At 73.0% G+C, this 15,694-nt stretch carries 14 protein-coding genes and 1 tRNA gene; 6 read left to right on the top strand and 9 right to left on the bottom strand.

Features of this window, described 5'->3' with window-relative positions:
• Window positions 1-874 (top strand): rhomboid family intramembrane serine protease (locus LG379_RS16885; RefSeq protein ID WP_370634549.1); only part of this gene is annotated, 874 nt, incomplete at its 5' end.
• Window positions 875-1,063: 189 nt separating this feature from the next.
• On the opposite strand, the gene LG379_RS16880 is transcribed toward LG379_RS16885, so the two are convergent.
• Window positions 1,064-1,312 carry a cell division protein CrgA gene (locus LG379_RS16880; protein ID WP_225755748.1) on the bottom strand — a complete coding sequence of 83 codons (249 nt, stop codon included), beginning with the start codon at window positions 1,310-1,312 and terminating at the stop codon, window positions 1,064-1,066.
• Window positions 1,313-1,423: 111 nt separating this feature from the next.
• Here LG379_RS16880 and LG379_RS16875 point away from each other — a divergent pair, with 111 nt between their 5' ends.
• Genes LG379_RS16875 through LG379_RS16860 form a run of 4 tightly spaced genes read left to right on the top strand, consistent with a single transcriptional unit; the run spans window position 1,424 to window position 3,925 of the window.
• The gene (locus tag LG379_RS16875) at window positions 1,424-2,254 is read left to right on the top strand and encodes a DUF881 domain-containing protein (RefSeq protein ID WP_225755747.1); all 831 of its coding nucleotides are present in this window, start codon (window positions 1,424-1,426) and stop codon (window positions 2,252-2,254) included.
• Window positions 2,251-3,108, top strand: coding sequence for a class E sortase (locus tag LG379_RS16870; protein ID WP_225755746.1), 858 nt, complete (start codon window positions 2,251-2,253; stop codon window positions 3,106-3,108). Before LG379_RS16875 ends, LG379_RS16870 begins: the two co-directional genes overlap by 4 nt.
• Entirely contained in the window at window positions 3,108-3,269 is a 162-nt protein-coding gene (locus LG379_RS16865; protein WP_225755745.1) for a hypothetical protein, read from the top strand. The genes LG379_RS16870 and LG379_RS16865 overlap by 1 nt, the downstream gene beginning before the upstream one ends.
• The gene (locus LG379_RS16860; RefSeq protein WP_225755744.1) at window positions 3,266-3,925 is read left to right on the top strand and encodes an aminodeoxychorismate/anthranilate synthase component II; all 660 of its coding nucleotides are present in this window, start codon (window positions 3,266-3,268) and stop codon (window positions 3,923-3,925) included. The genes LG379_RS16865 and LG379_RS16860 overlap by 4 nt, the downstream gene beginning before the upstream one ends.
• Before the next feature lie 57 nt (window positions 3,926-3,982).
• Here LG379_RS16860 and pknB read toward each other — a convergent pair whose 3' ends face one another.
• From pknB to LG379_RS16825, 7 genes are read right to left on the bottom strand one after another with little or no spacing between them, the layout of a single operon-like run.
• The gene (gene pknB, locus LG379_RS16855) at window positions 3,983-6,103 is read right to left on the bottom strand and encodes a Stk1 family PASTA domain-containing Ser/Thr kinase (protein WP_304522803.1); all 2,121 of its coding nucleotides are present in this window, start codon (window positions 6,101-6,103) and stop codon (window positions 3,983-3,985) included.
• Window positions 6,103-7,578: a serine/threonine-protein kinase gene (locus tag LG379_RS16850; RefSeq protein WP_225755743.1), complete on the bottom strand. Its 1,476-nt coding sequence runs from the start codon at window positions 7,576-7,578 to the stop codon at window positions 6,103-6,105. The genes pknB and LG379_RS16850 overlap by 1 nt, the downstream gene beginning before the upstream one ends.
• A 49-nt stretch (window positions 7,579-7,627) precedes the next feature.
• Entirely contained in the window at window positions 7,628-9,076 is a 1,449-nt protein-coding gene (locus LG379_RS16845) for a penicillin-binding protein 2 (protein ID WP_225755742.1), read from the bottom strand.
• Window positions 9,073-10,569, bottom strand: a complete 1,497-nt coding sequence (locus tag LG379_RS16840) for an FtsW/RodA/SpoVE family cell cycle protein (protein ID WP_225755741.1) — start codon at window positions 10,567-10,569, stop codon at window positions 9,073-9,075. The genes LG379_RS16845 and LG379_RS16840 overlap by 4 nt, the downstream gene beginning before the upstream one ends.
• A gap of 37 nt (window positions 10,570-10,606) precedes the next feature.
• Window positions 10,607-11,863 carry a PP2C family serine/threonine-protein phosphatase gene (locus tag LG379_RS16835; protein WP_225755740.1) on the bottom strand — a complete coding sequence of 419 codons (1,257 nt, stop codon included), beginning with the start codon at window positions 11,861-11,863 and terminating at the stop codon, window positions 10,607-10,609.
• Window positions 11,864-11,869: 6 nt separating this feature from the next.
• A complete protein-coding gene (locus LG379_RS16830; protein ID WP_225755739.1) occupies window positions 11,870-12,391 on the bottom strand; it encodes an FHA domain-containing protein in 522 nt (173 codons plus the stop codon).
• 7 nt (window positions 12,392-12,398) lie between these two features.
• Window positions 12,399-13,109, bottom strand: a complete 711-nt coding sequence (locus LG379_RS16825; protein WP_225755738.1) for a DUF3662 and FHA domain-containing protein — start codon at window positions 13,107-13,109, stop codon at window positions 12,399-12,401.
• A gap of 184 nt (window positions 13,110-13,293) precedes the next feature.
• Between LG379_RS16825 and LG379_RS16820 the strand changes: the two genes are divergently transcribed.
• Window positions 13,294-13,379: transfer RNA gene (locus LG379_RS16820), tRNA-Leu, on the top strand.
• A 78-nt stretch (window positions 13,380-13,457) separates the two neighbouring features.
• On the opposite strand, the gene LG379_RS16815 is transcribed toward LG379_RS16820, so the two are convergent.
• Window positions 13,458-15,569 carry a multicopper oxidase family protein gene (locus LG379_RS16815; RefSeq protein ID WP_225755737.1) on the bottom strand — a complete coding sequence of 704 codons (2,112 nt, stop codon included), beginning with the start codon at window positions 15,567-15,569 and terminating at the stop codon, window positions 13,458-13,460.
• Between the last annotated feature and the right edge of the window lie 125 nt (window positions 15,570-15,694).

Here is a 15,694-nt window from a genome sequence, read left to right as displayed (position 1 = left end):
GTCCGGGGCGCCCCACCCTGACGCCGTGCCGGTCTGCCCCCGGCACCCCGACCGTGTCTCGTACGTGCGCTGCCAGCGGTGCGGGCGACCGGCGTGCCCGGAGTGCCAGCGCCAGGCCGCCGTCGGCGTGCACTGCGTCGACTGCGTGCGGGAGGCCGCGCGGACGGCACCGGTGGCCCGCACGGCGTTCGGCGCTCCCCTGCGCGAGGGTCGGCCCGTCGTCACGCTGACGATCGTCGCCCTGTGCGTGGTGAGCTTCGTGCTGCAGCTCGGCGTCCTCGGCGTGGGTGGCGGCGCATGGACCCAGCGGTGGATCTTCTCGCCGGCCGCGGGTGCGTTCGAGCCCTGGCGGTTCCTCACGGCCGGCTTCCTGCACAGCACCGGGATGCTCCTGCACATCGGCTTCAACATGTATGCGCTGTGGTTGCTCGGCCCGATGCTGGAGCGGGCGCTGGGGCGGTGGCGCTTCCTCGCGCTCTACCTGCTGTCCACGCTCGGCGGCACGGTCATGTTCACGCTGCTCGCGTCGGACGTCGTCGACTTCCGCACCGGTGTGGTGGGCGCCTCCGGAGCGGTGTTCGGGCTGTTCGGGGCGCTGCTGCCGGTGCTGCGGCGGCTGCGTCAGGACGCCCGCGGCATCATCGTGCTCGTCGCGATCAACGGCGTGCTCGGGTTCGTGGTGCCCGGCATCGCGTGGGAGGCGCACCTCGGCGGGTTCCTCGTCGGCCTGGGCCTCGGTGCGGCGTTCGCGTACGCGCCCCGGCGTCACCGCGCCGTCGTCGGCGTGGCGGCTCCTGTCCTCGCCCTGGCCCTGCTGGTGCTCGCCGTCAGCGGCCGCTACCTCGGGGTGTACGGCACGGTGCCGTTCCTCTGACGAGCGCGCACGTCCCCTGGTGACCCGCCCGCACACAGGTCCGCGCCGGCCTCCAGGGCCACGTCGACCTCTTCGTCCCCACAGTTCCCCACACCTGTGAACGACACCGATGTAGTTCTCCACAGGTTTGTGCACCGCTGGGGACAATCACATCGGTGTGACTTCCGTCGACAGCCGTTCGGGCGGGCGTCAGCGCCAGCGCAGCGTCAGGCCGAAGCCAGCGAACAGCAGGACGAACCCGATCGCGAGGTTCCAGTTGCCGATCTCCGGCACGGGGAAGCGCGTCTGCGAGACGTACGTGACGACGATCCAGATCAGGCCGAGGATCATCAGCGTGAGCATGGTGGGTACCAGCCACGGCGGGTTGCCCTCGACCTTCGCGGGTGCGGGGGCCGCGGGGGTGGTCGCCTTCTTGCGCGGCGGCTTCGACTCGGGCACGACGTCTCCTCAGGGGGTCCCGGGGCACCAGGGGCACCCGTCGTTCGTCGTCTAGCGTAGTGGTGTGCGCGCACCGACCGTGTGCACGCCGACGGCAGGCAGGAGGCACCTGTGCCCGAGCATCGCGACCACGCAGCGCACCGCGCGCCGCGGTGGCCGACGCTGCGCGGCGCGATCGGGGTGGCGCTCGTCCTCGCCCTCGCCGGTTACCTCTTCGCCGCCAACGCGCAGCTGTCGCGCGTCGGGAACGGCCGCGAGGTGCAGGACCTGCCCAGCCTGGTGGAGGCCGAGAGCGTCCGCACCGAGGCGCTCGCCGCGGAGGTCCGGGCGCTGCAGTCGGAGATCGACGAGCTCACCGACCTCGTCACCGCCGACGTGCCCGAGGCCGACCCCGAGGCCGAGCTCGTGCGGATCGCTGCCGGCCGCGTCCCGGTCACCGGACCGGGCGTCACTGTCTCGCTCACCGACGCGACGTCGAGCGGCACCCGGCCCGCGGGGGTGTCCAACAACGACCTCGTCGTCCACCAGCAGGACCTGCAGGCGGTCATCAACGCGCTGTGGTCCGGCGGTGCGGAGGCGATGGGCCTGCAGGACCAGCGAGTCATCTCCACGTCGGCGTTCCTGTGCGTCGGCAACGTCCTCCTGCTGCACGACAACGTGTACTCCCCGCCCTACACGGTGACGGCCATCGGCGACCCGGACGAGCTCGTCGACGCGCTCTACGACTCCGAGGCGATCCAGCGCTACCTGGACTACGTCGAGGCGTACGGCCTGGGCTGGGAGGTCACCGTGACCGAGTCCGCCGAGCTGCCGGCGTACGACGGCGCCATGGAGCTGCGCTACGCGTCGGTGCCGGGCAGCGAGGACGGCACCGAGGGCGGCAGCACGGACGGCAGTACGGACGGCAGCGCGGTCGAGGAGACCGCGGTGGTCGGCTCATGACCACGGCAGCCCGGTCGCCCGGGGCGGCCGACCTCCCCACCCTGACGAGCCGCCGCGCCCTGCGCCGCGCCGCCGCCCGGAGATGTCGTGCTCACGGCGCGAGGGTGGTCGGCGTGGTGGGCGAGCTCCTCATCACGCTGGGTGCGCTCCTCGCGCTCTTCGTCGTCTGGCAGCTCTTCTGGACCGACGTGGTCGCGGAGCGCGCGCAGGACCAGGTCGTGCAGGAGCTCGGCTGGGCGCGGACCGCCGACGACGCCCCCGGGGGCGGCGGTCAGGAGCCCGCCCCGGCGGTCCCGGCGGCCCCGGCACCGGAGGAGGCGCCCGCCGAGACCCCGGAGCGGCGGGACGCGGCGCCGGTGCTCGCCGAGCAGCCGCACGCGACGACCTTCGCGACGCTCGCCGTCCCGCGCTGGGGGCCGGACTACGTCCAGCCGATCAGCGAGGGCGTCACGCGGCGTGACGTCCTCGACGTCCTCGGCATCGGGCACTACCCCGGCACGGCCATGCCGGGAGAGGTCGGCAACTTCGCGGTCGCGGCGCACCGCGTGACCTACGGCAAGCCGTTCAACCGCGTGGCCGAGCTCCAGGTCGGCGACCCCCTCGTCGTCCAGACGCAGGACGCCTGGTACGTCTACCGCGTCTCGTCCACGCAGATCGTGCTGCCGCAGGAGGTGGACGTCATCGCCCCCGTGCCGGACCAGCCGGACGCCGAGCCCACGCAGGCGATGATCACCCTGACGACGTGCCACCCGATGTTCTCCGCGCGGGAGCGGTTCATCGTGCACGGCGAGCTGGACTACTGGATGCCGACGGATGCCGGGACGCCGGTCGAGCTCACCGGGGAAGGTTCGTGATGTACGGATGGTTGTGGCGGGTGATGCCCGGACCGGCCTGGTTCAGGGCGATCCTCATGCTGCTGCTCGCGGCCGCCGTCGTGGCCGTGTGCTTCCTGTGGCTGTTCCCCGCGATCGCGCCCTTCATGCCCTTCAACGACATCACGGTGGATGAGACATGACCCGGATCCTCGTCGTCGACAACTACGACTCGTTCGTCTACACGATCGTCGGCTACCTCGACCAGCTCGGTGCCGAGACCGTCGTCGTCCGCAACGACGCGGTGCCGTCGCGCCAGGAGCGGTCGGAGTACGACGGCGTCCTCATCTCCCCCGGGCCCGGTACCCCGCGTGCCGCGGGCGCGAGCATGGACGTCATCCGGGACTGCGCCGACGACGGGACCCCGATGCTGGGCGTCTGCCTCGGTCACCAGGCCCTCGGTGAGGTGTTCGGCGCGACCGTGACCCACGCGCCCGAGCTCATGCACGGCAAGACGAGCCTCGTCCAGCACGACGGCACGGGCGTCCTGGCCGGACTGACGACGCCGTTCACCGCGACGCGGTACCACTCGCTCGCGGTCGTCGACGGCACCGTGCCGGGCGAGCTGGTCGTCACGGCGCGCACCGCCGCGACGGACGGCACGACGACCGGCGTGATCATGGGCCTGCAGCACCGGGACCTGCCGCTGCACGGGGTCCAGTTCCACCCGGAGTCGGTGCTCACCGAGGGCGGTCACCGGCTGCTGGCGAACTGGCTGGAGCTGTGCGGGCTCGAGGGCGCGGTCGCCGCGTCCGAGGGCATGGCGCCGCTCGTGCGCGAGGGCGCCGGCTCGCACTGAGGACGCGCCGGACGGTGCGGGGGCATCGGTCCCGGACGTCGGCGGCGCCCGCGGGGATCAGTCCCCGCCGCCGCCGCCCTCGCCGCCGCCGCCGCCACCTTCGCCGTTGTTGCCGCCGCCCTCGCCCTCCGCGGGGCCGGACGAGACGACGAGGTCGACCGTGCTGCCCTCGGGGATCTGCGACCCGGCGGTGGGGCTGGTCCGGATGACGCGACCCGCCTCCACCTCCTCCGACGCCTCCTGCGTCTGCGCGCCGAGGTTGAGCGCCGTCGCGTTGAGGCGCTGCTCCGCGGTCTCCACCGTGAGGTTGAAGAGCTCCGGGACGGCGACGTTCTGGGGCTGCGGCTCGGTGGCGATGACGAGCTCCACCTCGCTGCGCTGCGGCACGGGCCCGGGCGTCCGGCTCTGCCGCACCACGGTGCCGGCGGGCTGGTCGCTCTCCTCCTGCGTGATGACCGGGGTGAGGCCGAGGTCCACCAGGGCCTGACGTGCCGTGGCCTCGTCGACGCCCGTGAGGTCGGGCAGCTCCACCTGACCGGAGGACAGCTGGAGGACGACCGGGTCCGAGGGGGCGATGCTCTCGCCGGCGCCGGGCGTCGTCCCGACGACGCGGCCCTCGGCGATGCTCGGGTGGTCCACGGTCTCGGTCGTGACGTTGGTGATCCCGAGGTCCGCGAGCTCGGCGCGCGCCTGCTCCTGCGTGAAGTTCTCCAGCACGGGGATCTGCACGGCGTCCGGCCCGTTGGAGATCGAGACCCGCACGGCCTCGCCCGGGTCGAGCATGGTGCCGGCCGGCGGATCCGTCTCGACGACGGCGTCCACGGGGACGTCCGCACTGGCGACCTCGAGGGGCTCGAAGACGAGCCCGAGGCCCTCGATCTCCGCCCGCGCCTCCTCGGCGGTGGCGCCGACGACGTCCGGCACCTCCACCTGGGTGAGCGGCTCCTCGCCGTCCCCGAGGGTCAGCACGAGGATGATCCCGAGGGCCGCGAGAACGGCCACGGCGATGAGCGTCCACAGCAGCCCACGGCGTCGCGGCTCGTCGTCGTCGCGGTCGCCCGGCGGCACGATCGGCTGCTGGCCGGTCTGGACCTGCGACCACGAGGACTGCGGCGGGACCGCCGCGGGTGCGGCGGCGCCCATGAGCCGGGTCTGCTGGCCGGCGCCCGCGGCGCCCATGACCTGCGTCTCGCCACCGCCGCCCGGTCGCATGACCTGGGTGGCGTTGCCGTCGTACGCCTGGGCCGCACCCGCGGCGGCCAGCCCCGCTGCCGCGGCCGCGGCGCCGATCGCCCCGACCGGCGGCGCGTCGACGTGACCGCCGCGCAGCGAGGACTCGAGGTCGGCGCGGAAGTCCCCGGCGGTCGGGTAGCGGTCGTCACGGTCCTTGGCCAGTGCCTTGACGGTGATGCGGTCCAGCGACTCGGGCACGTCCGAGGCGAACGTGCTCGGGGGCTGGGCCTCTTCGCGCGCGTGCTGGTAGGCGACCGCGACCGGCGAGTCCCCGATGAACGGCGGCCGGCCCGTGAGCAGCTCGAAGAGCAGGCAGCCGGTGGAGTAGAGGTCCGAGCGGGCGTCGACGGCCTCGCCGCGCGCCTGCTCCGGGGAGAGGTACTGCGCGGTGCCGATGACGGCCTGGGTCTGGGTCATGGTGCCCGCGGCGTCGGCCATCGCGCGCGCGATGCCGAAGTCCATGACCTTGACCGCGCCCGTGGGCGTCAGCATGACGTTGGCCGGCTTGATGTCGCGGTGGACGATCCCGGCGTGGTGGGAGTACTCGAGCGCCGACAGCACGCCGACGGTGATCTCGACGGCTTCCTCGATGGGGACCGCGGAGCCGTCGCGCAGGATGTCGCGGACGGTGTGGCCCTCGACGTACTCCATGACGATGAAGGGCACGTGGTGGACGGTGCCGGCGTGGTCGGTGTGCACGTCCTCGCCGGTGTCGTACACGGCGACGATCGCGGGGTGGTTGAGGGACGCGGCGGCCTGAGCCTCGCGGCGGAACCGCGCCTGGAAGGACGGGTCGCGCGCGAGGTCGGAGCGCAGGATCTTGATCGCGACGGTGCGGCCGAGGCGCGTGTCGTGGCCGATGTGGACCTCGGCCATGCCGCCGCGCCCGATGAGCTCGCCGACCTCGTACCGGCCGCCCAGCATCCGGGGTGCGTCGTCCACCACTACAGGTCCCTCGCTGTCGTCGTCGTCCCCGGTGCTCCGGGGACCCACTGGATCATCCCATCCTGGCTCTCCAGGACCGGGGAGGCGGGGTGCGAACCGCTCGCCCTGGACGGACCCCACACGCTATCCGCGAAGGCGGCGCCCAGAAGCGCGAAGACCACCATGAGGACGAGCGCGACGAAGGGGTGCGACACCGGCCCCCACCGACGTCCGGTGGTCGTGGAGACCCGGCCGGGTTCCTCCGCGGGAGCGGTGGGGTGGTCAGGGACCTCCGCCGCCCGGGTCGGCGGCGCGGTGCTCGTCGCGTGCTGCGCCGGCGTCGGGACGGCGGGGACGACGACGGCGGCCTCGGTGGACGGCGGCGGAGCGGCGGGATGCGCGGGCGGCACCGTGGGTGGCGCGGCCGTGGGTGGCGACCCGGCGGAGGGTGCCGACCCAGCCGTGGGTGGTGACCCGGCGGTGGGTGACGACGCGGCGGAGGGTGCCGACGCGGCAGTGGGTGGTGACGCGACGGGGGCCGGCGGAGCGACGGGCGTCGGCGTGACCGGGGCCGCCGGCGTGGGCCTGCTCGGCGGCACCGCGGGAGCATCCGCGGCGTCCGCCACGTCGACGGGCCGCGCGTGCCGGCCCTGGGCGACCGGCACGCCGTCGGACGGGGTCTTGTCGAGCATGTCGTCCAGGTGCCGCGCCAGCGACGCGGCCGACCGCGGGCGGGCCTGCGGGTCCTTGGCGAGCATGCGCATGACGACGTCGGCGAGCACCGGGTCGATGGACGCGGGCAGCGGCGGGACGGCGGTGTTGACGTGCGCGATCGCGATGTCGACGGCCGTGGACCCCGTGAACGGCCGGTGCCCCACGAGCGCCTCGTAGGCGACGATCCCGAGCGAGTACATGTCCGACGCGGGCGTCGCCGCCCGCCCCATCGCCTGCTCGGGCGAGAGGTACTGCGCGGTGCCCATGACCATCCCGGACGCGGTCATCGGCACCTGGTTGATCGCCGTGGATATCCCGAAGTCGGTGATCTTCACCTGGCCCGTGCGCGCCACGAGGATGTTGCCCGGCTTGACGTCGCGGTGCACCACGCCGGCGACGTGGGCGGCGTGCAGCGCCCGCGCCGTCTGGGCGAGGATCGGCAGGAGCCGGCGGGTCGACAGGACGGGCTGGCGGTCCAGGAGGTCGGACATGGGCTCGCCGAGGATGAGCTCCATGACGAGGAACGCCGAGCCGTCCTGCTCGCCGTAGTCGTACAGCGCCGCGATGTTGGGGTGGGACAGCTGCGCGCTGTTGCGGGCCTCGGTCCGGAACCGCTCGAGGAAGCCGGCGTCCCCGGCGAACTCCTCGCGCAGCACCTTGACGGCCACGTCGCGCCCGAGTGCCGTGTCGTGCGCGGCCCACACCTCACCCATGCCGCCGACGGCGATGCGTGTCCCGAGGCGGTAGCGGTCGCCCAGGGCGATCCCCTCGGTCGGCTTCACCGGCAGGCGCCGTCGTCGCGGGTGTGCGTGGTGCGCGCGCTCGGACCGGTCACTGGAGCGCCGCCTCGATCACGGCCCGCGCGATCGGTGCGGCGACCGCCCCGCCGGTGGCCTCGCTGCCCAGCGAGCCACCGTTCTCGACGACGACCGCGACGGCGATGCGCGGGTCGTCGGCGGGCGCGAAGGCGGTGAACCACGCGTGCGCGTCCTGCTCGTTGCCGGTCTGGGCGGTGCCGGACTTGCCCGCGACGCGGACGCCGGGGATCTGGGCGGTCCGTCCGGTGCCGTCGTCGACCACGCCCAGCATCATCTGGGTGAGCAGCTCGGCGGTCTCCGCGGAGATGCTGCGGCCCATCTCCTCGGGCTCGGTCTCGTCGACGACCTCCAGGTCGGCGCTGCGGACGGCCGCCACCGAGTACGGGCGCATGAGGACGCCGTCGTTCGCGACGGCAGCCGAGATCATCGCCACCTGCAACGGGGTCACACGCACCTCGTACTGCCCGATCGCAGAGAGAGCGGTCTGCGGGGCGTCCGGTTCGGCCGGGAAGGAGCTCTCCGTCACTCTCATCGGCACGGAGAGCTCCTCCGAGAAGCCGAACGCCTGCGCCTGCTCGCGCAGGGCCTCCGCGCCGACGTCGAGGCCGAGCTGACCGAACGCCGTGTTGCAGGAGATCCGCAGCGCGTCGGCGAGCGTCTGGGTGCCCGTCGGCGAGCACGCGGAGCCGCCGAAGTTCGGCAGGGTCGTGCTCGTCAGCGGCAGGTCGAGCTCCACGGGGGCCGGGATCTCGGTCGCCGGGTCCAGCCCGCTCTCCAGGGCCGCGGCCGCCGTCACGATCTTGAACACGGAGCCCGGCGGGTAGAGGTCGCCGCGGAGCGCCCGGTTCATCAACGGCTTGCCGGGGTCGGAGCTGAGGGCCTCCCAGGCCGCGGTCACAGCCGCCTGGTCGTGCGGGGCGAGGACGGCCGGGTCGTAGGTCGGCTTCGACACGAGCGCGAGGATCGCCCCGGTGCGGGGGTCCAGCGCCACGACGGCGCCCCGCTGGTCGCCCAGGGCGTCGGACGCCGCCTGCTGCAGGGCGGGCACGACTGTCGTCTCCACGACGGCGCCCTGCGGCTGGCGGCCGGTGACGAGGTCCTGCACGCGGCGCAGGAAGAGCGAGTCGGCGGAGCCGTTGAGCTCGGTGTTCATGGCGCGCTCGAGCTCGGAGCGGCCGTAGACCACGGAGTAGTACCCGGTGAGGTGCCCGTAGAGGGCGCCGTTCGTGTAGACGCGCTGGTAGCCGAAGACGTCGTCGACCGGGACCGACGACGCGATCGCCTCGCCGCCCACGACGATCGGGCCCCGCGGCGTGCCGAACTCCCGGTAGAGGGTCCGCACGTTGCGCTGGTCGGCGTTGAGGTCCGGCGCCGTGACGAACTGCACCCACGTGCTGCCGAGCATGAGCGCCAGGAACATCACGACGACGACGGACGCGAGCCGGCGCAGGGGCGTGTTCACCGCAGCTCCCTCACGTCGATCCGCTCGGTCTCCTGGTCCGGTCCGTCCCCGCCGCCCTCCGCCGGTCCGCCGCGACGACCGCGACGCCACCCGGCACGCGGGGCGTCGTCGGCCCCTGCGACGGGCGGGAGCGCCCCGGGCTCGGCGGCGGCCTCACGGGTGGGGCGGCGGGCGCTGTCGGAGATGCGGAGCAGGAGCGCCACGATGACCCAGTTGGCGAGCAGCGACGACCCGCCGTACGCCAGGAACGGCATGGTCAGCCCGGTGAGCGGGATGATCCGCGTCACCCCGCCGACGACGACGAAGCACTGGAACGCGACGACGAACGACAGGCCGCCCGCGAGCAGCTTGCCGAACCCGTCCCGGACGCCGATCGCCGTGCGCAGGCCGCGCTGGGCGAGCACGAGGTAGGCCAGGAGGATCGCCAGCAGCCCGGTGAGGCCGAGCTCCTCGCCGAGCGAGGCGACGATGAAGTCGGACTCGGCGAACGGCACGAGGTCCGGGCGACCCTCGCCCCAGCCGGTCCCCAGGAGCCCGCCGTTGGCCATGCCGAACAGCCCGCGGACGAGCTGTCCGGAGCCGCCCGGGGAGGCGTTGAAGACGTCGTCGTCGAAGGCGTTGAGCCAGGCCGCGAAGCGCTGCTCGACGTGGGAGAACACGTTCGCGGCGAGGACCGCGCCGCCGGCGAACAGGCCGAGGCCGATGACGACCCAGCTGAGCCGCTCGGTGGCGAGGTAGAGCATCGCGACGAAGAGGCCGAAGAAGAGCAGCGAGGTGCCGAGGTCGCGCTGGAGGACGAGGACGGCCAGCGACGCCGCCCAGGCGAGCAGGATCGGTCCGAGGTCGCGCGGCCGGGGCAGCTGCAGGCCGAGCACCTTGGGCCCGGCGAGTGCGAGGGTGTCCCGCGTCGTGACGAGGTAGCCGGCGAAGAACGTGGCGAGCACGATCTTGCCGATCTCGGCCGGCTGGAAGGAGAACCCGGCGACGCGGATCCAGATCTGCGCCCCGTTGATCTCGGTGCCGAGCCCCGGGACGAGCGGCAGCACGATGAGCACCAGGCCGACGACCATCGCCGTGTAGGTGTAGCGACGCAGCGTGCGGTGGTCGCGCAGGACCACGAGCACGACCGCGGCCAGGATCACCGCGAGCGCCGTCCAGGCCAGCTGGCGGGCGGCGAAGTCCGTCTCCCGCCCGCGCAGCGCGTAGGCGATGTCGAGCCGGTAGATCATCGCCAGCCCGATGCCGTTGAGCGCGACGACGATCGGCAGGAGGACCGGGTCCGCGTACGGCGCGCGCCAGCGCAGCACCACGTGCAGGCCGACCGACAGGCCGACGAGCCCGACCGCGTACCCGGTGATGCCCGCAGGCACGGTGCCCTGCGTCGCGAGGCCGACGAGGGCGTAGGCACCCACGCCCAGCAGGAGCGCCGGCACGAGGAGGAGCAGCTCGAGGTGCCGACCGGGGCGTGCCCGGTACGGGATCACCGTCGCCATGCGCCCACCCCCCGACGGTGCTCGTCGGTGCGGGCCGTCATGCGCCCGGGTCCGGCTCGAGCGAGGCGGCGCGCTCGCGGGCTTGGCGCAGGTCGTCGGCGGGGATGGTCTGGTCGAGCCGGTCCTGGACGAACCCGGGCAGGTCCTCCACCTCGATGTCCGTCGTCTCCAGGACGGTGGACAGCTCGAAGCCCGCCACGCTCTGCGGGATGCCCTGGTAGATCGCCACCCGGTCGCCGTCCACACCCACGTAGTACTGCTGCTGGGTCCAGCGGTAGCCGAACCACGCAGCCGCCGCGACGGCGCCGAGCACGAGGAGCGCCACCGCGAGGACCGCGAGCCGACGACGCACCGGGGACGGGTCCGCCTCCTCCTCGTCCTCGCGGACGGGACGGACCGGGGCCGGGGAGGCGCCGTCGTCGGCGGGCCGGTTGCGGGCCTGGGCGGACATCTGGGCAGCACGCGCTGCAGCGCCGTCACCGCCGACGGTCGGGCGCTTGCGGTCCTTCGCGGCCGCGCCGACGACGGCGGACGCGGTGGAGGGCGCGGCGCCGTCGGGCAGGCCGTCGACCTCGACGACGTCGCCGACGACCACCGTGATGTTGTCCGGGCCTCCTCCGCGCAGCGCCAGCCGGACCAGCTGGTCCGCGCACGCCTCGACGTCGCTGTACTCCAGGAGCGTGCTCGCCAGCGTCTCGGCGGAGACCACCCCGGACAACCCGTCGGAGCACAGCAGCCAGCGGTCCCCGGGGCGCGCCTCGCGCACGGACATGTCCGGGGCGATCTCCATGTCGAAGTCGCCGAGGACGCGCAGGAGCACGGAGCGCTGCGGGTGGTGCTCGGCCTCCTCCGCGGTGATCTTCCCGGTGTTGACGAGGTGCTGGACGAAGGTGTGGTCGCTGGTGACCTGCGCGAGCCGGCCGTCCCGCAGGAGGTAGGCGCGGGAGTCACCGATGTGCGCCATCGCGAGCTTGTTGCCCGAGCGCAGGAGCGCGGTGACGGTCGTGCCCAGGCCGGCGAGCTCAGGCTCGGCGTCGGCGCGGGCGAGGAGCTCCTGGTGCGCCGTCGAGAGGGCCCGGGTCAGCTCGGCGAGGGCGTCGTCGGGGCCGTGCGCCTCGTCGTCGAGCGGTGCGAGGTGGGCGACGGCGAGGGAGGAGGCCACGTCACCGCCGGCGTGCCCGCCCATGCCGTCCGCGACGACGAGGAGGTGGGGACCCGCGTAGCCCGAGTCGTCGTTCTTCGCACGCACCAGTCCCACGTCGGACCGGGCGGCGTACCGCAGGGCGATGGACACGCGGGACTACCTCTGCAGCTCGAGGGTGCTCTGCCCCACCCGGATCTGCGAGCCGGGACGGACGGGCGTCGGTGCGTCGACCCGCCGACGGTCCACGAAGGTGCCGTTGGTGGAGCCGAGGTCCTCGACGAACCACTGCCCTGCCTCGGGGTACACGCGGGCGTGGCGGGAGGAGGAGTAGTCGTCGTCGAGGACGAGCGTGCACGACGGCGCCCGGCCGATGAGGATCGCCGAGGTGGCCAGGGGCAGCGTCGTGCCGCGCAGCGGGCCCTCGGTCACGACGAGACGACGGGGGCTCGCGTCGCGGCGCGGGATCGGCGGGCGCGGCTCGCCCTGCCGGCCGTCCGGCTGACCGGCGCCGGGCGGGGCGGCGGCGGGTGCGGCGAGGGGGTTCTGCTCGCGGCGCAGGCGCCGGACGATGCGGGTGCCGTAGAGGTCGCGGCGGAGCACCCCGATGGCGGCCAGGACGAACAGCCACAGCAGCACGAGGTACCCCAGCCGCAGCAGGGTGATCGTCAGCTCGCTCACCCGGTGGTCACCCGTCCTCGGGGTCGTCGTCCACGCCGGTCCAGAACAGGATCCGCGTGCGACCGATGGTGATGGTGTTGCCGTCGACGAGCGTCGCTGCGGGGACCTGGTGGCCCTCGACGAACGTCCCGTTGGTCGAGCCGAGGTCCGTCGCGACGACGCCGTCGGGCGTGACGCGGATCTCCAGGTGCTTCCGGGAGATGCCGGGGTCGTCGACGATGATGTCCGCCTCGCTCCCCCGGCCGATCACCGTGATCGGACCGGTGAGCAGGTAGCGCTGGCCGTCGATGTCCACGAGGGGGTGGCGCATCGAGGCGGCCACCGTGGTCGCGGGCGCGACGGCGCCGCGGACTGTGGCGCTGCGGACCTGGAAGCGGCCCTCCTCGAGGGTGTCGTCCTCGACGAACGCGACGGTGACGGGGCCGACGAACGCGTAGCGCTGGTGCGTCGCGTGCTCGGTGACGCTGGCCGCGAGCTCGTCCGCGAGGGGCTCGGCGCCCCAGGCCAGGACCTTCTCGTGGTCCTGCGGGGACAGCTCGATCGTGAAGTCGTTCGGCACCACGGTGCGGTCCCGGCCGACGACGGCGGCGCGGTCGTCCACCTCGCGCCGCAGGGCGCTGGCGAGCTCCACGGGCTTGACCTCGCTGCGGAACGCCTTGGCGAACGCGGTGCTGACGACGCGCTCGACGCCCTTCTCGAACCGGTCGAGGACTCCCATGCCACCTCCTTCCCGTCTGGGGGACTTCCCGTGATCGGGACGGACCCGCACAGGTCCCAGGTGATGGTATCCGCCGGTCCGAGGTCCCGCCGGGACGTGCGCGGGTGAGGCGGTGGTGCTGCCGCTGTGGCGGCACTCCGGCGTTCGGAACGGCCCTGCGACGCGTGCTAACCTCGTCCGTCGCGGGCAAGTGGCGAAATGGCAGACGCGCTGGCTTCAGGTGCCAGTGTCCGAAAGGACGTGGGGGTTCAAGTCCCCCCTTGCCCACCAGAACAAGAGCCGGTGACCACCAGGTCACCGGCTCTCGTCGTCTCTCGGGTCGCTCCCGTCAGCCCTCCTCGGCGCTCCTCAGGCGTGGGTCGCCATGTGCGTGGGCGCTGTGGGATCCGCCGGCCCGATCCGGAACGGCCGCATCATCTCGTTGTCCTCGTGCTCGACGATGTGGCAGTGCCAGACGTACTGGCCCGCCCGCTCGAACTGCAGGCGCACCCTCGTCACCTCGCCCGGGTAGGCCGTGACGGTGTCCTTCCAGCCGTCCTCGTTGGGCTCCGGCGGGCGGGGTGTGTCGACGGCCTCGACGTGCCTCGTCTCCTCATCGAACGTGATCGGCTGCCGGTCGACGACCTGGAACAGCGCCTCGTGGATGTGGATGGGGTGGGCGTCGGCGGTCGTGTTGTAGATCTCCCACATCTCGGCGACACCGACGGCGGGGTTCTCCGTGACGACGTCGGCCCACGCGCGGGTCGTCCACGTGTTGCCCGTCACGGTCGCCAGGACTGCTGCGATGGGGGTGTCGGGGTAGTCCATGGACATCTCTTCCACCAGGGCGAGCGACCGCGTCACGACTGGAACGACCGATGCGATCGCCGGCAGCTGGAGGAACTGGACCGGCGTGCTGGCATCGGCGGTGAGCGCCGGCACGACGTCGAGGCGCAGCACGCGACCGGTGGACAGCGGGTCCGCCTCGTCGAAGTCCACGCCCGGCACACCGCCGCCGAACGGCTCGTCGGGGCCGACGTTCAGGAGCTCGTACGAGCCGGTCGGGACGTTCGTCAGGTCGAGGACGACGTCGGCGCGCTCGGCGGGCGCCAGGAGCAGCCGCCCACCGGTCGCCGTGAGGTCGACCGGCACCGCGAGGAAGCCACCCTCCGTGCCGATCTGCGACACCTGGGCACCCGGGATCCCCGAGAAGTCGAGGATGAGGAAGCGGGAGTTGCATCCGTTGAGCAGGCGCAGTCTGTACCTGCGCTGCTCGAACGTGTGGAACGGCCACGTCCGGCCGTTGACCATGATGGACGTGCCGAAGAACTCGGGGTTCCAGATGGGTGGGACGTCGCTCTCGGGGAGGTACTTCTCCTTGATCTCTTTGTCGAAGTACGCGCGGGTGTCCGGGTAGAAGAGCTCCCCGTCGTTCGTGAAGGTGCGGTCCTGGATCGCCAGCGGGATCTCGTAGTACGTCTTCTTGGCGGGGTCGAAGCCGTCGCCGTCCTGGGGCGCCGGTCCCGGCAGCACGGCGGGCAGCCCCGTCCGGCTGTCGAGGACGGCCTTGTCCCCGTCCGGCCCCCCACGGACGATGTAGAAGCCCGCAGGACCGGCGTAGACGTTGGTCCGGGTCATGCCCAGGGTGTGGTCGTGGTACCAGAGCGTCCCGGCGCGCTGGGAGTTCGGGTACTGCGCGATCACGGAGCCTGCCGGCCACGTGATCCCCAAGGCGGCGGCTGCCTTCGCCTTGAAGTAGTCGTACCAGGTCCCGACCTCGGCGTACCCGGCGGGCACACCGGCGTCCGCGGGCAGGTACCAGGCCTCCGGGTATCCGTCGCTCTCGTCCCCGACGCCGGCTGCGCCGTGCACGTGTGTGACCGCGGGCACCGGTCCGTCGTACGGGCCCGGGGTCGCCTCGAAGCTCGGACGGCTGTCCCGACCCATGGTTCCGCCGGCCGGGTTGGCCCAGTGCAGTGTGGGATCCACCGGGAGAAGGTGCGGCAGGTAGTGCCCGTCGTCGCCGACGAGCTCGTTGCGCCACCGGATGCGGACCGGCCGGCCGCTCTTCGTCTCGATCGTCGCGCTTGGCGCGTGGAAGACGGTGGCGGCGCGCCTGCCGACGGCCGTCGCGGGGCCGTAGCCCCACACGGTGGTCGCCCCGTTCTCGGGAGGCAAGATCTGCTGCACGTTCTGGCGCAGGGCGATGTCGTAGAGGTCGGCGTTCCGGCCGCCCTTGAGCCGTAGCGTGCCGGCGAGGGGCATGGCCGGCGGGATGACCAGGGGGGCTGCCCACTTGCGGATGCCCTGGCTGGGCAGGATGTCGAAGTCCTCGTCTTCGAGCGTGGCCTCGACCGCATAGGACGTCCCGCCGATCGAGCCGACGAACCAGAGCCCGAATCCGGCGCCGCCCGCCTTGAGCACGGTGCGCCGGGTGGGCGCGACGTCAGAGAATCGAGCGATCGTGCCGGGAGCGTCCATGACTCCTCCTTGAGTCACGAGCCAGTGATCCACTGACGGTAGGTCCCGGTAGAACCGGCAAAAAAGGGACCTTTCGCCCACGTTCATCCGAACGGCCGCGGGGAATTCGGGTGAGGGCGTCCTCG

The organism is Actinotalea sp. Marseille-Q4924, assembly GCF_916618755.1.
Lineage (GTDB): Bacteria > Actinomycetota > Actinomycetes > Actinomycetales > Cellulomonadaceae > Actinotalea.
The sequence above is the reverse complement of the archived record's forward strand: the minus strand, read 5'-3'. Positions and strand labels throughout refer to the sequence as shown.